This is a genomic window from Paenibacillus polygoni, assembly GCF_030263935.1.
Classification (GTDB): Bacteria; Bacillota; Bacilli; order Paenibacillales; family Paenibacillaceae; genus Paenibacillus; species Paenibacillus polygoni.
The window spans coordinates 1,217,158-1,240,526 of record NZ_CP127162.1 but is presented as its reverse complement, the minus strand read 5'-3'; the positions used below and the strand labels follow the sequence as shown (position 1 = coordinate 1,240,526).

The 23,369-nt window shown below is 41.4% G+C and carries 20 protein-coding genes; 6 read left to right on the top strand and 14 right to left on the bottom strand.

Annotated features, from left to right (window positions below; genetic code table 11):
• Positions 1-80: 80 nt before the first annotated feature.
• From QPK24_RS05910 to recQ, 3 genes are all read right to left on the bottom strand, one after another.
• Positions 81-359, bottom strand: a complete 279-nt coding sequence (locus QPK24_RS05910; protein ID WP_285746983.1) for a hypothetical protein — start codon at positions 357-359, stop codon at positions 81-83.
• 240 nt (positions 360-599) lie between these two features.
• On the bottom strand, positions 600-2,369 hold the full coding sequence (locus QPK24_RS05905; RefSeq protein WP_285746981.1) for a B12-binding domain-containing radical SAM protein: 1,770 nt from the start codon (positions 2,367-2,369) through the stop codon (positions 600-602).
• A gap of 73 nt (positions 2,370-2,442) precedes the next feature.
• A complete protein-coding gene (recQ, locus tag QPK24_RS05900) occupies positions 2,443-4,320 on the bottom strand; it encodes a DNA helicase RecQ (RefSeq protein ID WP_285746980.1) in 1,878 nt (625 codons plus the stop codon).
• A 354-nt stretch (positions 4,321-4,674) separates the two neighbouring features.
• Between recQ and QPK24_RS05895 the strand changes: the two genes are divergently transcribed.
• On the top strand, positions 4,675-6,045 hold the full coding sequence (locus QPK24_RS05895; RefSeq protein ID WP_285746979.1) for an alkaline phosphatase: 1,371 nt from the start codon (positions 4,675-4,677) through the stop codon (positions 6,043-6,045).
• A gap of 180 nt (positions 6,046-6,225) precedes the next feature.
• Here QPK24_RS05895 and QPK24_RS05890 read toward each other — a convergent pair whose 3' ends face one another.
• Positions 6,226-7,065, bottom strand: coding sequence for a MetQ/NlpA family ABC transporter substrate-binding protein (locus QPK24_RS05890; protein ID WP_285746978.1), 840 nt, complete (start codon positions 7,063-7,065; stop codon positions 6,226-6,228).
• A gap of 186 nt (positions 7,066-7,251) precedes the next feature.
• Here QPK24_RS05890 and QPK24_RS05885 point away from each other — a divergent pair, with 186 nt between their 5' ends.
• Positions 7,252-8,283 carry an RluA family pseudouridine synthase gene (locus tag QPK24_RS05885; RefSeq protein WP_285746977.1) on the top strand — a complete coding sequence of 344 codons (1,032 nt, stop codon included), beginning with the start codon at positions 7,252-7,254 and terminating at the stop codon, positions 8,281-8,283.
• Between the two features lie 170 nt (positions 8,284-8,453).
• Here QPK24_RS05885 and QPK24_RS05880 read toward each other — a convergent pair whose 3' ends face one another.
• Complete coding sequence (locus tag QPK24_RS05880) at positions 8,454-9,245, bottom strand: hypothetical protein (protein ID WP_285746976.1); 792 nt, start codon at positions 9,243-9,245, stop codon at positions 8,454-8,456.
• A 235-nt stretch (positions 9,246-9,480) separates the two neighbouring features.
• Here QPK24_RS05880 and speD point away from each other — a divergent pair, with 235 nt between their 5' ends.
• On the top strand, positions 9,481-10,350 hold the full coding sequence (speD, locus tag QPK24_RS05875; RefSeq protein ID WP_285746975.1) for an adenosylmethionine decarboxylase: 870 nt from the start codon (positions 9,481-9,483) through the stop codon (positions 10,348-10,350).
• A gap of 73 nt (positions 10,351-10,423) precedes the next feature.
• Here the strand turns inward: speD and QPK24_RS05870 are convergent, their stop codons facing one another.
• On the bottom strand, positions 10,424-10,750 hold the full coding sequence (locus tag QPK24_RS05870) for a hypothetical protein (RefSeq protein ID WP_285746973.1): 327 nt from the start codon (positions 10,748-10,750) through the stop codon (positions 10,424-10,426).
• A 163-nt stretch (positions 10,751-10,913) separates the two neighbouring features.
• Between QPK24_RS05870 and QPK24_RS05865 the strand changes: the two genes are divergently transcribed.
• Complete coding sequence (locus tag QPK24_RS05865; RefSeq protein ID WP_285746971.1) at positions 10,914-11,471, top strand: GNAT family N-acetyltransferase; 558 nt, start codon at positions 10,914-10,916, stop codon at positions 11,469-11,471.
• Positions 11,472-11,595: 124 nt separating this feature from the next.
• Here the strand turns inward: QPK24_RS05865 and QPK24_RS05860 are convergent, their stop codons facing one another.
• From QPK24_RS05860 to QPK24_RS05850, 3 genes are all read right to left on the bottom strand, one after another.
• Positions 11,596-11,889 (bottom strand): GNAT family N-acetyltransferase, encoded by a 294-nt coding sequence (locus QPK24_RS05860; RefSeq protein ID WP_285746969.1) that lies wholly within the window; start codon positions 11,887-11,889, stop codon positions 11,596-11,598.
• A gap of 134 nt (positions 11,890-12,023) precedes the next feature.
• Positions 12,024-12,800 (bottom strand): class I SAM-dependent methyltransferase, encoded by a 777-nt coding sequence (locus QPK24_RS05855; protein WP_285746967.1) that lies wholly within the window; start codon positions 12,798-12,800, stop codon positions 12,024-12,026.
• A gap of 207 nt (positions 12,801-13,007) precedes the next feature.
• Positions 13,008-14,048 carry an NAD(P)-dependent alcohol dehydrogenase gene (locus QPK24_RS05850; protein WP_285749128.1) on the bottom strand — a complete coding sequence of 347 codons (1,041 nt, stop codon included), beginning with the start codon at positions 14,046-14,048 and terminating at the stop codon, positions 13,008-13,010.
• Positions 14,049-14,289: 241 nt separating this feature from the next.
• On the opposite strand from QPK24_RS05850, the gene uxuA reads away from it, so the two are divergent.
• Both uxuA and QPK24_RS05840 read left to right on the top strand, forming a co-directional pair.
• Positions 14,290-15,387 carry a mannonate dehydratase gene (gene uxuA / locus QPK24_RS05845; RefSeq protein WP_285746965.1) on the top strand — a complete coding sequence of 366 codons (1,098 nt, stop codon included), beginning with the start codon at positions 14,290-14,292 and terminating at the stop codon, positions 15,385-15,387.
• A 5-nt stretch (positions 15,388-15,392) separates the two neighbouring features.
• A complete protein-coding gene (locus QPK24_RS05840; RefSeq protein ID WP_285749126.1) occupies positions 15,393-16,247 on the top strand; it encodes an SDR family oxidoreductase in 855 nt (284 codons plus the stop codon).
• Positions 16,248-16,332: 85 nt separating this feature from the next.
• On the opposite strand, the gene QPK24_RS05835 is transcribed toward QPK24_RS05840, so the two are convergent.
• The 5 genes from QPK24_RS05835 to QPK24_RS05815 form a co-directional block, all read right to left on the bottom strand.
• Positions 16,333-16,665, bottom strand: a complete 333-nt coding sequence (locus QPK24_RS05835; protein WP_285746963.1) for a hypothetical protein — start codon at positions 16,663-16,665, stop codon at positions 16,333-16,335.
• A 605-nt stretch (positions 16,666-17,270) separates the two neighbouring features.
• Positions 17,271-18,467, bottom strand: coding sequence for a hypothetical protein (locus QPK24_RS05830; protein ID WP_285746961.1), 1,197 nt, complete (start codon positions 18,465-18,467; stop codon positions 17,271-17,273).
• Between the two features lie 582 nt (positions 18,468-19,049).
• Positions 19,050-19,295 carry a hypothetical protein gene (locus tag QPK24_RS05825; RefSeq protein WP_285746959.1) on the bottom strand — a complete coding sequence of 82 codons (246 nt, stop codon included), beginning with the start codon at positions 19,293-19,295 and terminating at the stop codon, positions 19,050-19,052.
• 35 nt (positions 19,296-19,330) lie between these two features.
• Positions 19,331-21,253, bottom strand: a complete 1,923-nt coding sequence (locus QPK24_RS05820) for a UvrD-helicase domain-containing protein (RefSeq protein ID WP_285746957.1) — start codon at positions 21,251-21,253, stop codon at positions 19,331-19,333.
• Positions 21,254-21,257: 4 nt separating this feature from the next.
• Complete coding sequence (locus QPK24_RS05815; RefSeq protein WP_285746955.1) at positions 21,258-23,273, bottom strand: ATP-dependent nuclease; 2,016 nt, start codon at positions 23,271-23,273, stop codon at positions 21,258-21,260.
• Positions 23,274-23,369 lie beyond the last annotated feature (96 nt).

Sequence of the window (23,369 nt, the reverse complement as noted above, 5' to 3'; positions counted from 1 at the left end):
TAATACGTGCGTAACAACAAAAAACCACTATCCTAATAAAAAAGGCAGTGGTCTAGGGTCTGTACATCTTAGTAAGTATATTATCGCTCATTCAACTCTTTTACTTCATCGATACTCGGAAGATCATTTTGATCAAAATTCTGCTCAGCTGTTTCCCTTTGGGCGAGCAAGCTCTTTTGTTCCGGAGTATCTTTTTTACGATTTAATTTCCGCAAGATTATCTTCTGATTATCATACATAAGCACAAGAAGGGTCATGATGAAAGCTAAGTCGATCAGTAATAGACCGCCAAAATTTACAAACAGAATTAAAACACCATTAATAATAATAAGTCCAATAAAAACTAGAAACCCTTTCAAAAATACACCTCTCTGACTGAATTGACAGCAAATAAACAATTAAATGCTTCATATCTTTTTATTATCTAAGGCAGGTCACTACTAAAAAATTCCCTAACCATACAAACGACAACAACAACATTCATTCTATGGTTAGGGACTTTTTACTTTTAATCAATTATCCTTAATGGATATCAAAATTCAAGATCGATATCAATATCGATATTAATATCCATATCTATTTCCTACATCATTCCATCATTAAATCAACTTCGCTACCGCTCCCAGCGGCAAGGTAAAATACACCGGCTTCTGATCTTCATTCTGCTGATAGATCGTAACGAGAAGGGTCTGCCCTTTTGCATCCTCTGGTGTTACACCAGCGAGTACACGTTCCAAGTGGAACGGCAACACTTCCAGAACCGCATGTTTCTGAAGATCTCGTTCACTTAGTGAAAGCTTAGCAAATTCAGGCGATACGTCTTCCGGATGCTCCGCGAGACGTTTGATATACGACGCCCAGTCGCTCTTCTCCATCGTAAAATCCCACCAGATTTTACGCGGCTTGTACTTGTGACCAAGGAAGTAGTCGAGCTTCATCAGACCCAGGATGAGATCCATTTGTTTCGTCCCCCGCTGCTCTAGGAATGAACGAAGACGGGTAAATAGATCCTCAAGCTGATGACCGATCTTTTGCCATCCTTGTCCTTCCCAGTAGTCGCCGAAGGCTTGGAAGAAGTCGAACGGAGACGGGAATTCCTGCTCCATCAGATATTTAAGCGTATGGTCCATACGGTGTGCATTCCAGTACTTCTCAAGTACATCCTCAAGACGTTTCAATCTCACAATATCACTAAAAGGAAGCACATCACTGCCCAAAATTTCATACGGTGCCTGATCCATGTACGTGTAGTTGTATTTGTCTGCGTCAAGACGAAGCCCCGTTCCGCGCAGCATTTTAAGGAAACCAAGCTGGAGTTCTTCTGGTCCCAGTGCAAATACATCGTTGAACGTTTTACGGAATGTATCGTAATCTTCGAGCGGCAGACCGGCAATGAGGTCCAAATGCTGATCAATTTTTCCGCTGGCTTTAATCTTGCTTACCGTCCGGCTAAGCTTCGTAAAGTTCTGACGGCGTTTTACAAGTTCATTCGTCGGGTCATTCGTGGACTGAACCCCAATCTCAAAACGAAACACCCCAGGAGGTGCATTCTCCGCCAGATAGTCCAGCACTTCCGGACGCATAATGTCTGCTGTAATTTCGAACTGGAACACGCAGCCCCCGTGATTTTGAATTAGGAATTCGAACATCTCTAGTGCATAATCCCGCTTAATATTAAACGTCCGATCCACGAATTTGATGAGTTTCGCACCATTTTCGATCAGATACAGAATATCTGCTTTCGTCCGTTCAATATCAAAGTACCTTACCCCAACTTCAATACTCGATAGACAGAACTGACAGTTAAACGGACAACCGCGGCTTGTCTCAAAATAAACCACTCGTTTTCCGAGATCCGGAACATCTTCAGGAAAACGATACGGAGAAGGCAGTTCGTTCAGGTCGGCTTTCGGCCTGCCTGGCATCACGATCACCTCTTCCCCTTTACGGTAGGCGAGTCCATATACAAAGTGGTATTTCTGCTTCCCTTCAATCTCCTGCAAAAGCTGATGGAATGTCTCTTCTCCTTCACCGACCACGATGAAATCAACGTTCGGAAGACGATTCATCCAGTGCTCCACATCATAGGATACCTCAGGTCCGCCAAGGATGATTTTCACCTCAGGCATAACCCTTTTTAGAATATTAATTACTTTGATCGTCTCTTCAATGTTCCAGATATAACAAGAGAATCCAATCACATCGGCTCCGCGTTGATACAGATCTGACACGATGTTCATCACCGGGTCTTTGATCGTATATTCCGCAAGCTCAATATCAAAATCTTTTTCGCTATAAGCCTTCAAGCAACGAATTGCAAGAGAAGTATGAATGTACTTCGCATTCAGCGTCGATAAAATTACTTTCATATGCGCACAACCTTTACCGTAGTGGAATTACTCATCATAGTGCCCTGTATTTATCACTTATCTTCTATTGCCATTAGAATTCAAAAGGATCATAAGCTGGTGCTTCTACTTCACTACTTCCTTGGTTCAAGAAGAAATCGAGAAAAGGTTGTCCGTATTTCCGGTACTTCACTTCTCCGACCCCTTTAATCTTCAGCATGTCACGTTCGCTCTGCGGACATACCACACTCATCTCTCGAAGCGTTGCATCATTAAAAATAATATAGGACGGTACATGCTCCCGCTCTGCCATTTCACGGCGAATCAGTCTCAGCTGTTCGAATATTGTCTCGTTCACCGCAGATGGAGACATATCTCGTTTACTTGTTCTAGAAGATCTGCTGCTTCTTGAAGAAGCCACACTTACTCTCGCCACTCGCTGCATCACTTCGCGCTGTCCTTTCAGTACTTCGACCGCAAGCGGCTGAAGTCTCAGCACGGGGTACTGTCCTTCCGACAAAGCAAGATATCCTTCAGAGGCGAGTACGTTAATGATTTCAGAGATTTCTTTTTCCGTACGATTCGACATCACTCCATACGTAGGCAAACTGTCAAAACCATATTCCAGCACTTTTTTGTTTCTCGAACCTTTGAGTACCATCGACACAAGCGACACGCCAAAACGCTCTCTCATCCGGTGAATACAGGAGAAAATCTTTTGGGCATCAACGGTCATATCAATGAGTTCCCGATCATCCGTACAAGAACTGCAAATTCCGCAGCCCGTATCATCATGAGCCTCTCCAAAATAGTCCAGTTGCGCACTGCGCAGACACTTCGTCGTATAACAATAATCAATCATCTGCTGAAGCTTACGATAATCGTTGCGCTTGCGCTCAGGATCTGCATCCCCCTGCTCCAGCAGGAACTTCTGAGTCATGATATCTTGCGCGCTGAACAGCAGGATACACTGACTCGGTTCGCCGTCCCGACCTGCACGTCCTGCCTCCTGAACGTAGGCTTCCATATTTTTCGGCATATTATAATGGATCACATATCTCACGTTACTTTTATCGATACCCATCCCAAATGCATTCGTTGCCACAATCACTCTTAGATCATCGAACAAGAAAGCTTCCTGACTTGCTGCGCGCTCTTCATCTGTCATTCCTGCATGATAACGCCCTGCCGCTATTCCGGCCTCTTGCAAACGGCTGTACAGATCATCTACATCCTTACGTGTCGCAGCATAGATAATCCCCGCTTCGTCCGCATGTTCACGGGCATAGTCCATTACATATTCTTTTTTGTTCTCCCCGCGCAGGACCTGCATCGCAAGATTATCTCGCCCTAGTCCTGTGACAAACGTCTCCGGATTACGTAAACGCAGCAGTCTTAGGATATCTTCCATTACTGCCGGAGTTGCGGTTGCAGTAAAGGCGGCTACAATCGGGCGCTCCGGCAAATATTCCACAAAAGGAGCTACCGATAGATAACTCGTCCGAAAATCATGCCCCCACTGCGATACACAGTGAGCCTCATCCACTGCTACACAAGAAATCGGAAGTTCTGCCATTTCATCACGGAACCAGTCCAGTTCAAGCCGCTCCGGTGCAACATACAGCATCTTCAGTTCACCGCTGCGAGCAGCTCTGATCCGGTCATTCACTTCACGTCCGCTCAGCGTACTATTGATATAAGCAGCAGGAATGCCCATGGCAAGCAGTGCATCGACCTGATCCTTCATTAATGAAATCAGCGGTGACACAACCAAAGTCAGACCCGGATACAGCAAAGCCGGAATCTGGTAACAGATCGATTTCCCGCCGCCTGTCGGCATAATGCCGAGTGTGTCGTTATGTTGAAGCAGGCTTTCTACAATCTTTTTCTGACCCTCCCGAAAATCAGGATATCCAAAATAAGTTTGCAGCATCTCCTGCGCTTCTGCCATTGTTTTTGTCTGAATACTCATCTTTCAAAAACTCCTCACCTTCTCCTGTATTTTCAGGAAAAGAAAACTTCATCTTATCCATTCGTATGACCATTCGTACTTTCATCCGTTCATTCTATTAAGTGTACCGAATAACACACACTTACATCAAGGTGTTGAATAGAGAATAAACAGCAGATTTAACAAGATAATACACTGTGCAAGCATAGATCTTGGAAGTTTCTCAGATTTCGTCCCCGTTTTAACAAAAATAAATAATATTAATATTCTGCTGATTAAGATGGGGTTTTGTTTTTACATTCCAGTGTTATTGTTCAATTAATCAATACATAACTACAATCTTTTCCCAATTGATGAAGAGGAGGAAATATGAACATGTTACATAAAAAAACAAAAAAACTGGTGCCCGCCATTCTCGGGATCACGCTTGCGGCTTCGACGCTTCTTTCTGCAGGACAATCACATGCTGTAGACAGGGTGAATGCAATCAGTGTAGAGACGAAGAAAATTAAGAACATTATTTTTCTGATTGGTGATGGGATGGGGACTCCTTACACGACAGCTTACCGCTATATGAAAGATAACCCTTCTACTCCCCTCATGGAGAAAACCGAGTTCGATCCATACCTCATAGGCGCACAAATGACGTATCCTGAAGATGAGCACCAGAATGTAACGGACTCTGCATCTGCGGCAACGGCGATGTCAGCTGGAGTCAAAACGTATAACGCAGCCATTGCGGTAGATAACGATCATAGCGAAGTAAAAACGGTGCTCGAGAGGGCCAAAGAAAACGGAAAAGCAACCGGCCTTGTCGCTACTTCTGAAATTACACATGCCACTCCTGCTGCCTTTGGTGCACATGATATCAGCCGTAAAAACATGGATGCGATCGCAGATGATTACTTCGATGAACTTGTGAATGGAAAACATAAAGTGGATGTCTTGCTTGGGGGCGGGAAATCCAATTTCGTAAGAGAAGATCGTGATTTGACGAAAGAATTCCAACGTGCGGGATTTAGCTACGTTACGGATCGCAGTGCTTTACTGAAAGATAACAACAACCAAATTCTGGGTTTGTTTGCCGATGGCGGTCTTGATAAAATGATCGACCGTACGAGTGAGACTCCTTCTCTCGCAGAAATGACAAATGCGGCGATTAATCGATTGAATACAAGTGAGAATGGATTTTTCCTTATGATCGAAGGCAGCCAGATTGACTGGGCAGGTCATGATAATGATATCGTGGGTTCGATGAGTGAGATGGAAGACTTTGCGAAGGCTTTTAGGACCGCTATTGATTTTGCAAAAGAAGATGGTGAAACGCTGGTCGTTGCTACAGCCGATCATTCCACCGGCGGACTTACGCTTGGAAAAGACGGCGAATACAATTTCCTTGCAGCACCAATTAAAGCAGCGAAACGCACGCCTGATTTTATGGCCGCACAAATTGCAGCAGGAAGTTCTGTGGAAGATACACTTAAGAAATATATTGAGCTTGAACTGACCGCAGAAGAGATCAAGTCTGTACAAGATGCAGCGAAAGAGAAAAAGGTAACCGATATTGATAACGCGATTGAAGCCATCTTTAATAACCGTTCTTTTACCGGCTGGACAACGGGCGGACATACAGGCGATGATGTTCCTGTGTACGCATATGGACCAGGGAAAGATCGGTTTGCGGGACTGATCGATAACACAGATAACGCACGCATTATTTTCGATATCTTGAATAAGCACAAGTAATCAGATCGATTGAGATTTGCTAAAAATTAAAAAGACTGCAGATAGACTAGTGTAAGCTAGTTTGTCTGCAGTCTCGGTACTTCTTTTTGCGTTCACGTACGAACGATAAGGGAGTACCTTTTTATTTTAATTGTAGTAAGAGATTGATTTAGTTAATTATGGATTCATTCGAACTGTTGTTTAATCCATCCACTCTGGCTCGTCATATTCTGGGAAGTTCTGATCAAGCAGCTTCTTGTATTCTGCAGATTGAACGACTTCTTTAAGCGTACGGGCAAAGGTAGCATTCTGATCTGCTGCACGTACAACGAGTCGATTGCTCAGATTCTCAGGAATATCCTCTGTATCGAGCTCATCTTTATCCGTAAATCCAGCTTCTGCTGCCATCGTAACAGGCATCAACACGAGTTCTGTACTCTCGTCTGTTACTGCTTGTCCCAATTCGCTTACGGGCATGGTTTTTAGCGTAATGTTCTTTGGATTCTCCTCTACCGCCGTATCAATTGACATGTCCGTGTAAGAAGCGCCGGTACGAATCCCAATTACCCCTTCATCTTCAAGCATTAATAATGAGCGAGTCAGCAGAATCGGTTCTTCTGGAAGAAAGATCGTGCTGTTCTTCGCAATAGCATCCTCGTCAGCAACCGTTTTCGAATAAAGTGCAAGCGGCTCTGTCGGCACGGCAATAATGGATGTCACAGCATTATCACTGTTATTGGTAAATGTATTTAGAAAAGCATCAATCGAACCTTTCGTCAGTTCCGATAAAGATTCATCCGGGTTACTGATCTCGACAACTTCCAATTTGGAGCCTTGTTTTTCAACGAGATCTTTCATCGTCTTCTCTACCATTTCCTTCGCGGAACCGGCAGGTACCCCGACTTTTATGACTTGAGGTTCATCTTGGTCTTTCAAACCATCTCCGTTATTATCTACCGTTGTTGTACTGCATCCTGCGAGTAATACGCTGACTAAAGTCATTCCTGCCATCCATTTAAACCACATTTTTTTCATCTTCATGTTGTGTATTCTCCCTCTATAGATGTTTTTCTATTCTATATACAAGTAGCTTACCATGATCGATCTAACGAATGCGAATTGCTAACGGGCTGTATTCGTGCATTTCCGCCCTCTACGTGGTATATTAACCAAGACAATCGGAACTAAACCGGACAATCTTTTTACCCAATCAGGAGGCCATAAGGCATGCGAAAAAAACAAGCCCCGCATCTTAGCACAGAGGATGGTTACAGTACTCGTCCCCAGGCGCCAAGTCATGCAAAATCACATAAAAAATCGAAAGGGAGCACCTACTCTGCTCCTCGTCCAAATAGCAAAAGAACAGGATTTTCCGCAGATTCACCTAAATCTTATGTTGTAGAAGAAAGCGGTGAGCTGCTTGCTTACTTGCTTACTCATCTCTCTAAGAGTCGTAATGCGATCAAATCCATGCTGGCGAGAGGACAAATTCTCGTAAACGGCAAAGCAGTAACAGCATACAACTACGCACTGAAACCTGGAATGACCATTTCCATAATCAGTGAGAAAAAAGAAGAAGCCCCTCCCCTTCTGGGACTTGCCATTCTATACGAAGATGAAGACATTATTGTCGTTCATAAAGATTCCGGACTACTGTCCGTTGCCTCGGATAAGGAGCAAGAAGTAACGGCTTATCGTCAATTAATGACGCATGTACGTGTAGAACATCCAAGCAATCGTATTTTTATCGTTCATCGTCTGGACCGGGATACATCAGGCGTAATGCTATTTGCGAAGCGTGAAGAGATTCAGAAGGCACTCCAAGATACTTGGCGTGATACCGTAGAGGAACGTACGTACATTGCCCTTGTTGAAGGTAAAGTAAAACAAAGCCAAGGTACCATCACATCCTACTTAAAAGAGAGTAAAACGCTCAAAATGTACTCTTCGCCTTACCCTAATAACGGCCAAAAAGCCATTACCCATTTCAAAACGCTGGAGGCGGAAAGTGAATATTCCTTACTGGAAGTTCAGCTCGAAACCGGGCGCAAGAATCAGATCCGTGTTCATATGGAGGAAATGGGACATCCGGTGGCCGGAGATAAGAAATATGGTGCGCGCAGCCGCGGCATCGGCAGACTTGGACTGCATGCGAAAGTGCTCGCTTTCACTCATCCGAGAACAGGCGAACTCATGCGGTTTGAGAGTCCTGTACCTAAAGGGTTCCTAAGACCTTTCCAGAAGAATCAGCCAAAATAAACGTTAAAAACTCGGGCTTCGCTCCATGCGAAATCCGAGTTTTTATTTTTTCTAAGGATAAGGAATTTCATCTGTATATGAAACCGCCAAACAACATTGTTATATCATGTTGATATATCATATTTTAATATTATATTTCTTATATCTGCTTCGGTATCTTACTATTCTTATCAAAGCTGCTTCGCAAGCTTCTGAGCGGTTGCAAGCATCTCGGCAATTACCGTTTCATTTGGAACTCGTTCCGTACCGTTATACCTTGAAGGGGTGAGATAGCCGATCTCGACCATAAATCCATCTTTGTAAAACATAATTTCATCCGCCGCCGTTGTCATTACACCGACGTCCCCCATCTCATTTTCTACATAAGAACTGTACGCATATGAGCTGTCTGTCGTCTGAATGAAGTGATAAAACGTTGTCCCTTCTTCGTCTGTACTCACATCTACTCGGTTCAGCAAATCATCCTGATCTCCATCCTTGTAAGGAGTAAGCGATTGAAAAGGATCTTCCTTCACTTCCATCATGTTAATCTTATAAAACAAATCTCCGTAACGTTCATAGTCATCTGCTTTTCCATAATAGTTCAGTTGAACCTGATAACTAGGGGATTCCTTACTGCCGTACTGTACAAGAAACGCTTCTTCTTTCTCCACCTCAAAAGGCATGTCCTTGCTGCTGAACTGAATTTGGCGTCCTGGGCGGAGTATCATATACTTCTCTAGCAGGAAATCTGGACTGACAGGTTTATAGAATATCGCATGTTCTGTATCACCCAGCTCATAGTTATGGAATCTCGTACTATGGTTGATCGTGTCTCTATGTATTTTTGACTTCGTCAGCCCAGGAATGGTTTCCTCACAACCACTTAGAAACAGACTCGAAGAAAGCAGGAGCACCAGAAGAAACAAGATGATCCTGTGACTCTGTGGAGTTCTTTTTATCATAGACTTCTTATATCGCATGTCTTACCTCGATTCGGATGAATTTTTTGAAAGCCCTATGTAAAATCACTTTACTCTTTATACATTTCCATTCTCTTAATCTACTTTACCATATAAACCCAGACTCAATAACTACATATTAAATCAGTTAAATCATGTTAAATCGTGGCAAAACGCTTTAAGGTCATGCCGATGTGGGTAAATACATAAAGGTACATACAGATACCAAGTCACCCTAGGGACAGGAGGTACTCATATGACACTCACTCCAGAACAAAGAATCGAGCTGCACGGTTTCAACAATTTGACGAAATCACTCAGCTTTAATATGTATGATGTGTGTTATACCAAGACGAGAGAGGAACGCGAAGCCTATCTTGAATATATTGATGAACAATATAATGCGGATCGTTTAACTCAAATTTTAACGAATGTTGCCCATATTATTGGAGCCCATGTGCTGAATGTGGCCAAGCAGGACTATATTCCCCAAGGAGCCAGCGTAACCCTGCTAGTATCGGAAGGACCTGTGGACGGTGCAGGGGAGGAATCTTTTGAGGAATCACCGGGGCCGCTTCCTGATCATGTGGTCATGCATCTGGATAAAAGCCATATCACCGTGCATACGTATCCGGAATTCCATCCTCATGAGGGGATCAGTACGTTCCGGGCCGATATTGATGTATCCACTTGCGGAGAGATATCACCGCTGAAGGCACTGAACTATTTAATCCATTCTTTTGATACGGATATTATGACGATCGATTACCGGGTCCGCGGCTTTACGCGGGATATTAACGGCAAGAAGTTATTTATTGATCATGATATTAGTTCCATTCAGAACTATATTCCGGAGAGTGTGCAGCAACAATTTGATATGATTGATATCAATGTATATCAGCATCATATTTTTCATACCAAATGTAAATTGAAAGAATTTGACCTGAACAACTACCTGTTCGGATATACAAAGGATACACTCAGCGAAGAAGAACAGAAGGACATTTCAGAGCAGCTCAAACTTGAGATGGATGAAATCTATTACGGAATGAATATGGATGCAGGATCGATTGATGAAGAAGCAGAAGAGGATTTTGTATATCAGCGGGCTCCGGAATCAAACTAACTTATCAATCACCATTATCATTAAAAAAGGGATTACGTTTATATAAACGCAATCCCTTTCTTTACGTATTCCGCTATTTTTGGCGTAGAAACTTCACCGTAAATCTTGCTGCTTCCAGCACTTCACTCACAAAATCCTTGTTTTCCTTTTCCCATTCATTCGGATCATCCAGCGCAATCTCTTCAATAAACTCTTCCAGCAGATCAGACAATTCCTTACGGGAAGGTCCTTTCCCCTGACTTTTACCTCGCAGGCAGCTTACGGAAGATCGGATCATTTTACAACTATCTTTGATGTAGCTGTATTCATCCTTGTCCCATGCCTTCGGATTATCCATATCGAGAAAAACAATCCATTTTTCAAGTAAACTTGCTGCTTGATTTGTGTTCATGCTTGTCATTTTATATCTCCATTCATTTCTTAATCAACGGTACTTTAATGAATCTAGTATAACGATAACGGCTTAGACTTAAACTGACAAGCTTTATATGGAAGATATTTATATGAATACCCGCTATAATGTACATAAACGAACTTGATATTAAAGGAGTGTACCATCCCCCTTGGAAACAACAACGAATCCCAACTGGTTTCATGGCAGCAAGGTTCGCCTCGCAGCCGCAATCCAGCAAGATGCTCAGACCTTAGCCGCTTATACAGAAGATTACGATTATATGCGTAACCTAGATACCGATTATGCCGTTCCGCAAACCGTAGCAGAAGCGGGCCCAAAAAGCGCAAAGATGGAGAACGGTGTAGAATTCATGCTTCGTACCATTGATGAAGATCGTCTGATCGGATTTGTGGCCCTGCACAGCATTGAATGGAATAACCAGGCTGCGAAACTTTCCATCGGCATCGGTAAAGCGAAAGATCGGGGAAAAGGTTACGGCAGCGATGCACTGCAGATTATTCTGCGCTACGCTTTCCACGAACTGAACTTGAACCGCGTTGGTCTTGAAGTGATCTCTTATAACGAAGTAGCTTATCATGCATATAAAAAAGCAGGTTTTATAGAGGAAGGCAGAAAGCGTGCTGCTGTGCTTCGCGGAGGTAAAGCCTATGACCTTATTCTGATGAGTATGCTGCGTGATGAATGGGAATCTAAAATACAAGATTAGGCTTACATAGCTTAAAAACCGCACAAAAAAACCTGGAATCTTTCCGCTGCAAGTAACCTTACACGGCTACCTACAGTGGAAATCTAACCAGGTCTTTTTCATATCCATCTATAATTAGCGACGATTACTGCTTCGCTAGAACATCTTGATACTCAGGATGTTTGCTGATTGTACTCTCTGCAAAAGGACAAGTGGCTACGATACGCAGATTATTTTCTTTTGCATGTTCTACGATTCTCTTCACCAAGGCTGCGCCAACTCCTTTTCCTTGCAGCTCTTCAGATACAGAGGTATGATCGACGTCGATCACTTCATAACCTTCTGAATCCTTACCGCGAGGGATAAAGCCGATGCTTGCTGCCTTTTCTCCATTTTGATCCACATAGAATTCGTTTTCTCCAGGTAAAATATCATACATTGTCTAAGCTCCTCTCTATGGGACAATATCCCGTTACTCTTTTATACACTTTCCGCGGCTTCTTGAAGCATGATTCAAAGATTCGTCACGGAACTCAGTGTAGAGGTAGCTTGTCATTATTCTTCCTGGATTATTTATATTTTGATTGCTCTTATACGAAGACGTTTGTAATCGATGTTCCAAGTCCCCTCATGATATAGGGCCGATTTTGTTCGCTCAGCGATCTCATCATAAGCTTTGTTCAAGAACTCAGGTGAAACATCTGTGAAGAAGGGGCTTGCAAATCCATCCAGCCAGTGCCTGAGTCCCCCCTCTCCGTCTTGCATCGGGGTAGGTCTATCGAAATGCAGTGCATACGTGACCCGAAAACCGTGTTTTTCAAGAAGAACGCTGTACTCTCCGATACTCGGAAAATACCAAGGGTTCAATGTTCCCGCATCGATTCCCTGCTCCATCAGCACTTCGCTGATAGCCTGAACCACGGTCCCTACATTATTCTTTCCGCCGAACTCAGCTACAAACCTGCCTCCAGGGCGCAGTGTAGCATGAACACACTGGACCACATCTTCCGCATTCTTCATCCAGTGCAAGGCAGCGTTAGAGAAGACCGCATCCATAGGCTCTTGTACCGTGAAGTGCTCCGCATTTCCCTCTACAAAATTTAGATTCGGATATTTCATCCGTGCTTTCTCCAGCATCGAGGGGGAGAGATCCATCCCTGTTACGAGCGCTTTGCTTGCAGCAATCTCTTGTGTTAGATCCCCTGTTCCACAGCCAAGATCAAGAATACGTTCCCCCTCTGCGGGTTCTAGTAAATCGATCACTCCTCTGCCCATCTCGGATACAAAAGAAAGTTTCTCATCGTAATGTTCTGATGCCCAAGACTGTCCTTTACCTGTTCGCTGTACCATCCTGACCTCATCTCCTTCATATAGAAGAACCTACAGCCATTATGGCACAGCAGATTACATGAAATTAAATACCTGTTTCCTATGAAATTAATAGTTAACAGCTATTATCTCCTTCATGAGAGGCTTCGGCATCTGGAAAATCATCATCCTCCACTAACAAGTCTGCATTCTACTTACGAGTCTGCATTCTACTTACGAGTCTACATTCTACATTCCATTAGGATAGACCACTACTTTCAAACTGCCGCTCTTGTTATGAATGGCCCTTTCCAAAGCTTCTTGGGTCTGTTCAAGTGGATATCGGTCGGTTATGAGCGTACTTGCAGGGATATCTCCTTTGGCAAGAAAACGAATGCCGTCCGGGTACGTGTTCGCATAACGGAATACCCCGTAAATATCAATCTCGTTATCTGCCATAAACGGTACGTTCAGCGGAATCTCATCTTGTGCCGGCAGTCCTACAATTACGAGCTTTCCGCCGCGCCGTAGAGAAAGAAGTGCTGATTGCAATGCCCGAGGGCTTCCCGCGGTCTCCCAAGCTGCATCTACGCCGATCCCCTCTGTAATCTCACGAATTCTAGCATCCGTATCTTCCTTTCCTGCATGGATCGCATCCGTTGCTCCCATTCTTATCGCAGCATCTAGACGAATCTGTTCTAGATCAGAAACGATAATTCGGCTTGCTCCGTACGATTTGGCAGCAGCTACTGCCATTAACCCAACCGGGCCCATCCCCATAATGGCAACGGTGGAACCGGGGCTGAGTTTACAGCGCGAGGCAGCATGGATACCGACCGAGAATGGCTCCACAAGTGAAGCTTCTTCATACGAAAGCTCATCTGGGATGGGGAACACAAAGTCTTCACGAATAGCGAGATACTGTACAAAAGCGCCATCTACCGGCGGCGTCGCTAGAAACTGAACCCCAGGACACAAGTTGTATCTGCCTTCCTTGCAGTAACGGCAGCGGCCGCAAGTTACTCCAGGTTCAATGGCTACACGGTCCCCAGCTTGTACACGGGTTACGTCCTCCCCTGTTCTCACGATGATTCCCGCGCATTCATGGCCAAGAATGATCGGCTTTTCTACAACATAACGCCCAATTCTCCCATGCTCATAGTAATGGAGATCCGAGCCGCATACACCAACCGCCATAATTTTAACCAATACTTCATCTGGGCCAAGCTCAGGAACAGGAAGTTCCCTAATCTCTATGTTTCCGGGCGTATTCATCACAGCAGCTTTCATAACTGATCCTATATCCTGCTCTACGCTTCGGTTTGTATCTATTTCCTTACTTATTCGAGATAATTGCATACTTCATCGCTCCTCTGTCTGTTTTTCTGACTGTAATTAGATAATTGGATATCATTTGGAATTACTTCTTTCATACTACCATACAAGTATGGTAGTATGATGAAGAAATGATATTTTTTATGTGATACATATACATCCTATCATGCTCTTGAAGAAAGGTGGCTGCTTCGGAATGAAAATGGTATTCCGTTATTTTGGTCTCGGCAATGATACTGTATCGCTTGAGCAAATCAGACAAATTCCTGGTGTAGAAGGTATTGTATGGGCCCTGCATGACATCCCTGTTGGTGAAGAATGGCCTATAGAACGGATCGAGGAAATCAAGGCCCAGGCTGATGAGTTCGGACTTCATTTAGAGGTTGTTGAAAGCGTAAACATCCATGATGACATTAAACTCGGACTTCCTTCTCGCGACCTTTATATTGAGAATTACAAGAAAACGATCGTAAAGCTCGCTCATGTTGGGGTGAAAGTGATATGTTATAACTTCATGCCCGTTTTTGACTGGCTGCGAACGGATTTATTCAAAGCAGGGCCTGACGGTTCCACCGCTCTTTTCTATGAAAAAGCAAGGATTGAAGGACTCGACCCCTTTGATCTCGTTCAGCAGATTACGCAAGATACGACACTCACCATGCCTGGATGGGAACCGGAACGGCTTGCCCATTTAACAAACCTGTTCGAAGCTTACCGAAACGTAACAGAAGAAGATCTATGGAATCATCTTTCCTATTTTCTCGAGGAGATTATACCGGTAGCAGAAGCCAATGGAATTCGAATGGCCATTCATCCGGATGATCCGCCTTGGCCTGTCTTTGGTTTACCGCGCCTTATTACGAGCCAGTCTAATATAAGACGTTTTCTCTCCCTCTATGACAGTCCCGCCAACAGTATTACGCTGTGCAGCGGTTCACTTGGAGCGAATCCCGCGAATGACATTGTATCTATGATTTATGAGTTTAAAGAGCGCATCGCTTTTGCTCATATCCGGAACATCAAAGTCTTTGATAATGGTGACTTTATCGAAACTTCTCACCGTACAATAGACGGGACAGTAGATATTACGGGTATTGTTCAGGCCTATCACGACATCGGTTTTACCGGATACGCTCGTCCAGACCATGGTAGACAGATCTGGAAGGAACAATGCCGCCCCGGATATGGACTTTACGATCGTGCGCTCGGTATTATGTACTTATGGGGTCTATGGGACGCCTACAACCGAGTACAAGAGAACCAATCTTCCAAAAAAGAGGTGAGCAAGGTATGAGTACGATGCATCCGCAACCCCATCACACTGCCCTCCAAGATAAAGTTGTTGTCATTACCGGAGGCTCAGGTGTATTATGCCGTGTTATGGCTGAGGAATTAGCAAGACAAGGAGCAAAAATAGCAATTCTGAATCGTACTGCCGAAAAAGGAGCAGAAGTTGTTCAGTCTATTACGGAAGCCGGCGGGACAGCGATCTCCATCGCTTGTGATGTAACGAATGAAGCGAGTGTAGCAGAAGCCGCAGAACAAGTCGCTTCACAGCTCGGTCTTTGTGATATTCTCATTAATGGTGCCGGCGGAAATCGCCCTACAGCCATTACTACGAATGAGATTTTCAAGCAGGAAGATGTAAACCAGCAAGATATCGTTTCTTTTTTTGATATGAAAGTAGAAGGATTTCGAGGAGTGTTTGACCTCAATATCGTGGGGACCCTGATCCCTACCCAAGTTTTCACCAAACACATGCTAGGCAAAGAAGGAACAAGTATAATTAATATTTCTTCTATGAGTGCCTACTCCCCTATGACAAAAGTTCCTGCCTACAGCGCTGCCAAAGCGGCAATCAGCAACTTCACAGAATGGCTCGCCGTTCATCTTGCCGAAGCAGGCATTCGTGTGAATGCTATCGCACCCGGATTCTATCTCACCGAACAGAACGAGAAACTGTTACTTAACGAAGACGGAAGCCTTACCGAACGCTCCAACAAAATTATCTCCCATACACCGATGCGAAGATTTGGTAAACCTGAAGATTTACTCGGTACGCTGCTCTGGCTTGCCGATCCGAATGCAGCTGGTTTTGTAACAGGAACCGTGATTCCGGTAGACGGTGGTTTTAACGCGTATTCAGGTGTGTAATCATTCTATTTAAACTACCATATAACAAAAGAGAGACCCGGGGAAATTTCAAATTTCGAGGTCTCTCTTTTATTTTACATGCCGCTTATTTCCCTACTGACTCATTTTCGTAATACGGAACAAGCTCATCCGGATCATTCGTTCTCAGCTTAATTTCATCATTCTCAAAGAGTAAGATTTGGGGATCTGTTTTTAATTCAAATATCGTTTTGTAGTCATATCGCTCATCTTGTTCAACATTAATAAACGAAACATGTAAGATGGGTTTATCCTTTTTGAGATTATTATTGATGTAATCTATATTCTTTTGTAATAATTCTCTATAAGAGTCTTCCAACGGTTTACTTGTGAAAACGATAACGGAAACACCATTTTCTTGATCTTTTAATATATGACTTGTCGCTTTTTCTGGATTCACTTTCGTGCATCCTGTGACTAAGATAATTAATATGCATATGCATATTAGCAAAGATTTCTTCATGAGCTTAGCTCCTGTAATTTGGATTCATACGAAAAATAAACTCATGGTTTATCCTGATATGAACAATTGTATTGGATAACTGATTGTTCTGAAGCTAAATGGTAAAATTCAACGGAACCTGAGGAGCCATTTTCCTTTTGGGCATATTTAAAGGCAATGTTCGGAAAACTCGAATCCCTCATTTTTTCAATTTCGCATCGTTCTACACAGATTATCACTGTAGAAGTATTCTTCCTTAAGCAGAGACTTTCTCCAAAAAAACATAAGCATATGCATATGGACATATGATGGGGAAATCAGCGAACCTATCCTCTTTTTTGAGTTCAACTAGCTGAGAAATACAATGTCTATGATCAAGCAATATACTTTTGAGCAATCCCTCTTCTACTTTTTGGAAAGCAGCGGAACAGACATGCAACAAATCATTTTGAATACAACTAGAATGAAAAGCTGTCTAAGCGTTCTCATGATGAGGTTAGGGGTGGGGGGAGTTTACATCCTTTTCATGCTTATCGTTGTTAGCTATGTCGTAAGACTTCTTGTTAAGACATCAAGTGACCCATTACAGTATCTACAATATCATCATACGTACGTATAGTTAAATCTTTGTATTCGTTTATAATAGCTCTCCATTCTGGGGGGGCAAACATCCATCTTCGTCCAACAACCAGATATCTTTTCGGATAGTAAACTTCTAATCCATAGTGACTTTTGACAAAATCTCGATTGCGTGGATCTTCAAAGTATTCTCGGTAAACTCTTGTCTGAGCAATGTAGGAATGAATTTCCGATGAGAATGTCTCACGATTTATTTTTCCTACAACCACTGTCTCAGTTTTTATAGTGGGGAGTTTAAATTCAAGAATATCAGCCATACCATCACTTCCCATTACAAAAAAATCTGGTCGGATTGGGGGTTTCTCCTCATTGTCTATCCATTTGCATTCCTTTTCTGCATGTAGTGAACTTCCGAAAAAAGCCATGTTTAAAATAAACTGATTTTCTGGCTCAGCTAGAAAACGCGTAATATCTGTTTCCGATGTACCTTCTGAATTATACAGCTCAATAAATCTGTTCATTGTCATTAATTTGTCATACTGAAAGTTTAGCTTCTCAGGTAATGAATATTGAATATCTCCTTTTGCAAGCAATGGAAGATTTGGAAAGGTTACAGTAATATCCTCTGTATCTTGATCAACATCATGTCTTTCGATCGGGAATATATCCATCCATTTAATATTTCTAACTTTTAATCCATCATTGTTTTTTTCATAAAAAAAACAATTACGTAAACGAGTGAAGTTTTCTCCTAAAAATAATCCAGAAACGTTAAGCACAAATGTCATTTCTTGAGCAAGGAAATTCCAATTGTTTTCACTTAATAAGTCCGTCGCTTCCACAGTTGCAATATACAGATCATCTACGCACCCATTTAGCGGAATAGTCAATGTCCCCTTATCATATGTTACCCCTATTATTTCTTCTAAAAAATTATCTACTTCTGAATAATCATAAAGCACACATTCAACTTGCTTTTCATCAGAAATTGGTCTGTTATAGGTTCCTATATATTCAATAGCAATGTGTTGGCTTCCAACATAAATGATTAATTTTTCCGGCGATAACAGAAATGTTGGAACAGTTTTTTTTAGTTCTTTATTATTTTCTACAGTATGCCTAATCAGATTCCAATAGTTAAAGTTCAAAGTATCCAAAAACTTTTTTATTAAGTCATCCACGTGTGCTATAACCTCCTATTTGTAAGATCATACACTTCAAGTTTGTAGTTTTATCTTTGGTTAAGCATAAATCTAACTAATTTATCTATGGAATATTTTTTTTATTTTCGCTTTCAAATTTTTCACAACGTTACTATCTCTTCTATCTTTCTTTACGATCATTTCTCTGAACATCAACATAATACTAAAGAACATGACTGCAGAAAAAAAATTAAGACTACAGTAGCAAGGTTCCACCATCCAGAAACCCATTCAAGAGGACTAATTTTATGTGAAATTGTAAAATAAGCAATAGCGGCACTGATCCATAATAAAAACACTGATAGATGATAAACAATTCTTAGTATACTTCCGAGAAAAACTAGAAAAGGATTATTAAACTATCACTTTTAAACTGTTTATGATTTTCGTAGATAATGTCATGAGCTTCCCAAATATTCATTTCGATCATCACAAACAACCCTTTTGTTTCATCCAATAATTCTTTTTCATTGACCTGTTGTTTTCATTCTTATACTTTTTGTAAACACCTCTTAACTTATAAAAGTAATCCAATAAGAACGACGAAGCGATAAATCGAATTTAGGAATCCTTACTCGAGTGCTCATCCATAAAAGAATCTATTAGCTCTAATTTCTTCGTTTTCTCTTCTGTTTCCATAATTAAAAATAGCTGTTCAAACATTGGAGAATAGACCTCATTGTAGCTGTTGGTTAATTCTTTGAGGAATGCTTCTCTTTTTTTAGATGTATGATTAAATTGATATCCAATATATGCTGTTATTAATGCAATGATAATAACTGAAAGATCAATTCCTAGAACTTTCATATCTTTCGCCCGCTCCCCTGTATGCAACATTAAGCTTAAACAACACTTACGTCTAGAACCTCAACGTTAGCATTTTGTAATAGCTGATATAGCGTTGAAATGCTATTATTTGACTGAGCCCTTATTTGAACATCACCGAATCGCGATGTTTCTCTCGAAGCACTAAAGGTAAAGAAGCATTGTTTCTTCGCTCTCGATAAGGCAACAAAAAATGCACACATATCCTCAAGCTTCTGAGTGTTAAAGCTCCAAAACGCATCGTCCTCCAATCCTAAAAAGATAACCGTATCATACTCTAACCCTTTACTCTTATGAATTGTCATGATAGGTATGCTAAACAAACCTAAGAAATCCGAAATACTACTATTCCAATCTAAATGTTTCAAATATGCAATAGTTAATTTTTTAACCGCTTCCGTTGTTGTTTGCTTAAAATAGGAGCCACTTGCATACTTTGGATGTAACCGAAATATTTTTTTTAGTCCTACAAAATTGAAGATTCCCTTTACCATCTCGCTGATACCTTGTTTGCATAGGTCCTCGTCATTCGGTAGTTGTTGTAACTCTATTTTTAATTTTTGAATGTGATCACTCAGGTTAGATTCCATGTTTAATATCTTAATATGATCATGTTCCAAGTCATAACCATTCACAAATATTAATACTTCTGATACTCTAACCCAAGAATCATGAGTCTTCTCTCCTGTAGCTAATCTTATAAAATCAATGATAAGCTGAACACACTCTTCTGATATTAAATCCTGATATTCCTTTTCTATCCGTGCGTGTATTCCTAGCCTCTCTAACTCATTAATTACAGCATTGCCATAAATCTGTTCTTGTTGTTTTACAAGGATACAAATATCGCGAGGAGATATATTCTCTTGCTGAATTCTGCTTGCTATACTTGTAGCAACAAAAGTTGCTTCATCTAAATAAGTATGAAAATTCCAAACCTGGCACAATCCTTTTTGATCACTATGCTGATTAGAGACTCTGGCATCTGTTGCATTTTGATTTATTATTTTGGCTAAGACATTTTGAATCTCAATGAGTCTCGGGGCAGACCTATGATTCTGCGTTAACTCGATTTGCCCTGCATTAAAATCACGCTTAAACTGTTCAAAAGAATCTGGTAGCGCTCCAGCCCACCCCATGATTCGTTGTTTATCGTCTCCTACGCTTGTCAATATAGTGGAAGTTCCTTGAAAAATTGTCTTTACCAACTCGTATTGCAGATAGGTCGTATCTTGGAACTCATCTAGAAAAACATGACTATATGTTAGTTGAAGTGCCCTTTTAATCAAAGGGTTAACTTGTAATAAATAATCAGCAAGTTTGGAAATCATAGGAAACGTCAATGTGCTTTGTAGCTTCCCCGTCCCATGTACTAAAATGTCCCAGAGTCTTACTAAAACCCAAGAATAGATGTCTTGTCCGTCTTCAAATATAGGTAAATTCTCTTCAGACAAACGTTTATACAAGATATTAAAATTAATTTCGTATTGCCAATTAGGTCGGTTAGGATGTCGCTCCTTAATATAGCCAGTTGCAATATCGCGTATTTCTCTAGGAGTGAATACCAAACTGTATTCCTTTTCCGGTCGATACGATTCTGGTATGCCCAATCTAAAACGATCTAGCAACTGTTTTGCAAATGAATCAAACGTTCTCGATTCAAAACGCGCTGCTAGTTCCTTACCACACCTTAGTTCAACCCTTTTCTTTAGGTTTTCTGCAGCGTCCGTTTTAAAGCTGATCGCTAATATTTTTTGAGGCGAAGGACATAGATTAGTTTGCAAAAGAAAACAAGCACGTTGTGCAAGTAATTCCGTTTTACCTGCACCAGGACCTGCTAAAATAAGATTATTCATCTCATTTCTTACGGCGATTTCTGCGGCAGGTTCTAATGTAAACCCATCTGCCGGAATCCAGTCTTCAGGTTTAATATATGACATATTTTCATGCATTCCTTTCAAGGATTTCTTTCGCTCGCTGCACAATATTTTTGAAAACCTCCGGCATATCTGTTAGCAAGTTTTCATCAGTTATTTTTATTAGAGCCTCTATATGGGTACTTGGTTTACTTCTGCCGAGAAATAGAGTATTGTACCAAACCATTAGTTCATGTTGTTCTGGCGTATAGGTATAACCTGTTGCACTTTCGTTTTTTAAGGTGGACACAATTCCCCCGTTAATCTTCTTAGCATACTCCTCTGGATTCTTACTTTTATCTGGGATGCTCGGACCTCTCGGTACTGTTTCTTTGTATGCTCTCGGAAACGTCTCCAACATAAGAAAGTCTAAATCCATAGGTGATGAGAAGAACACATTGTATTTATCTTCTGCTAGTCTGGCTACCCAAAGATCGGTCATATATCTCAACCAGTCAGGATTCATAGAATAATCATCAAATTTCTCAAGATCATCATCAGTTAGAATTACTTCTCTCTGCCCATTGTCATACCATACCTTTAATAATTCATCTCGATTTCGCCCATTAAATAATAACTGCTTGATTGCATATTTAATACGGCTCCAGCCGCCTCCGCCACGTTCACGGTCCAAGTCCAACAGCGTAATATGCGGAATATTCAACTCATTAAGAAGCTTCCACAAATGATTAACATGTCTGCCACCTAAGGGAACAATCGATATGCCATAATCATCGGCATAAATATTGTTAACTTCCAACACCCTCGGAATAACAATTTCTTCAGAATCACCTTCGCCCAAAATGACTAACCTCGAAAAATAGATTTCAGGGTATGCTCTGACAGCTTCTTTAATATACGTGTATGCTTCTGATGTCTTATCAGGTAGAATAACTTTCTTCACAATTGTTGTATAATTATTTGGGTCAATTCTCAAATGAGCTAAATTCTCTGGATCTACACGTTTGATAATTGAAGCACTATGTGATGTCAATACAACCTGTGCGTTACTCTTCTTTGAAATATTCTTTAAATTATCCATTACTCTGCCTAATAAATGTGGTGATATATGATTCTCTGGCTCTTCTACAGCAAGGAGAGTTAAAGAAGCATTCGATTTCCCTGTAATTTTGACTTCTGCTTCAAGTAGTGATGACACCAGAGATAAGTAGAACAATGACCTTAGACCATCACCTAGTTTATCGACAGTATATTCACCTAAGTCATGGGTGGGAGAAAACGACACCTCAATTTTTTTTAAAATTGAAGCTAGTGTTGAGCTGCTAAACTGTAATTTAGCATCTTGATATCGAGTGTCCTTGTGATACTTCTTCCACTCATCACTAATAACACTTCTAATCTGAGAAACCCCATTAATTCCATTGAATAGTTCGTTTACAGGCTCCATTTTAGTCTTTATAGTTTCGTCAATATCATCAGGCCAAGAAATATTATTTAAAATCCTCCACAGTATTGTTCCAGAGGCATTACGTAATTGTGTTGAGGGCTCCCTTACTGCAGGTATGTATAAGACTTGTATTGCAGAACGCTGATGCGGTGTAACCGGGACAAGATCCTCATCAGTCTCTGAGATTCCTTCTGCTACAGTTATAAAGAACAACTTTTGTTCAATTTCACCTTCTGGAGTATTATCAGCAGTCCATGTTCCTACTAATCTTACACGTAAATAAGGAGCTTCAGCAGTCGAACGTACTACAAGTTGATTAAAGAATGGCGGAATACTAGTTCTGCTTTGTTCCTCCGCAGAACTATCAGCCAATTCAGGAAAATCAATTCGGGCTTCAATAGATAATCCAAGCTCCTTTATAGATTCAACTGTTGATTGCTTTGGAACATGGAAATCTGATTTTTCCAGCGTTCGATCATTTGAAGATACTCCAAAAAGCTTAACTAACCCATGTATTAGTGCAGTCTTACCCGAGGAATTCTCCCCTACAAAACCAGACAGTTTGTTCAAATATATAGTCTTTCCATCGTTACCAAAACTTCTAAAATTCTTTAAATTTAATTTTGATATTTCCAAGATGAGTTCCTCCCCATTAATATATGGCCAAAAATTTGATACGATAAAATAGAACTAATTTCACAAGATCCATAAGTCTATAGAACCAATTTCGAC

Coding starts and splice junctions, on each gene's coding strand:
- QPK24_RS05820 (WP_285746957.1), bottom strand. CDS start 21,253: ATGTCATATATTAAACCTGAAGACTGGATTCCGGCAGATGGGTTTACA.
- QPK24_RS05905 (WP_285746981.1), bottom strand. CDS start 2,369: ATGAAAGTAATTTTATCGACGCTGAATGCGAAGTACATTCATACTTCT.
- QPK24_RS05855 (WP_285746967.1), bottom strand. CDS start 12,800: ATGGTACAGCGAACAGGTAAAGGACAGTCTTGGGCATCAGAACATTAC.
- QPK24_RS05885 (WP_285746977.1), top strand. CDS start 7,252: ATGCGAAAAAAACAAGCCCCGCATCTTAGCACAGAGGATGGTTACAGT.
- QPK24_RS05840 (WP_285749126.1), top strand. CDS start 15,393: ATGCATCCGCAACCCCATCACACTGCCCTCCAAGATAAAGTTGTTGTC.
- QPK24_RS05890 (WP_285746978.1), bottom strand. CDS start 7,065: ATGAAGATGAAAAAAATGTGGTTTAAATGGATGGCAGGAATGACTTTA.
- QPK24_RS05850 (WP_285749128.1), bottom strand. CDS start 14,048: ATGAAAGCTGCTGTGATGAATACGCCCGGAAACATAGAGATTAGGGAA.
- recQ (WP_285746980.1), bottom strand. CDS start 4,320: ATGAGTATTCAGACAAAAACAATGGCAGAAGCGCAGGAGATGCTGCAA.
- QPK24_RS05895 (WP_285746979.1), top strand. CDS start 4,675: ATGTTACATAAAAAAACAAAAAAACTGGTGCCCGCCATTCTCGGGATC.
- uxuA (WP_285746965.1), top strand. CDS start 14,290: ATGAAAATGGTATTCCGTTATTTTGGTCTCGGCAATGATACTGTATCG.
- QPK24_RS05870 (WP_285746973.1), bottom strand. CDS start 10,750: ATGACAAGCATGAACACAAATCAAGCAGCAAGTTTACTTGAAAAATGG.
- QPK24_RS05880 (WP_285746976.1), bottom strand. CDS start 9,245: ATGCGATATAAGAAGTCTATGATAAAAAGAACTCCACAGAGTCACAGG.
- speD (WP_285746975.1), top strand. CDS start 9,481: ATGACACTCACTCCAGAACAAAGAATCGAGCTGCACGGTTTCAACAAT.
- QPK24_RS05860 (WP_285746969.1), bottom strand. CDS start 11,889: ATGTATGATATTTTACCTGGAGAAAACGAATTCTATGTGGATCAAAAT.
- QPK24_RS05825 (WP_285746959.1), bottom strand. CDS start 19,295: ATGAAAGTTCTAGGAATTGATCTTTCAGTTATTATCATTGCATTAATA.